Annotated in this window: 1 protein-coding gene; it reads right to left on the bottom strand. The window is 66.3% G+C overall.

Going from position 1 to position 255, the window contains the following annotated elements; translation table 11 throughout:
* Positions 1 to 255 (bottom strand): Ig-like domain-containing protein (locus KSP9073_RS17430; protein ID WP_114403768.1); only part of this gene is annotated, 255 nt, incomplete at both ends.

The raw sequence follows: 255 nt of genomic DNA, 5'->3' as shown, positions 1-255 counted from the left end.
ACCGTGACGCTGAACGCGCCGTTCTGACCGACGGTTGCTGAGTAGTTCTGACCACCGACCGAGACGGTGACCGTATCCCCTGCCGCCGCATCGCCACCGGAGCGGCCGGTGATGCTGACATCTGCTGTCGCTTCGGCGGCATTGATCACGTCATCGCCGGCGAGGGTGTCGAGGCTGATGGTCACCACCGGCGCCGCGGTATCCACGGCGTAGCTCGATGCGGTGTTGGCCGAGCCGGTATTGCCAGCTGCGTCG

Source organism: Kushneria phyllosphaerae (genome assembly GCF_900312995.1).
In the GTDB taxonomy this organism is placed as follows: Bacteria; Pseudomonadota; Gammaproteobacteria; order Pseudomonadales; family Halomonadaceae; genus Kushneria; species Kushneria phyllosphaerae.
This window is presented reverse-complemented; position numbering and strand designations above follow the sequence as displayed.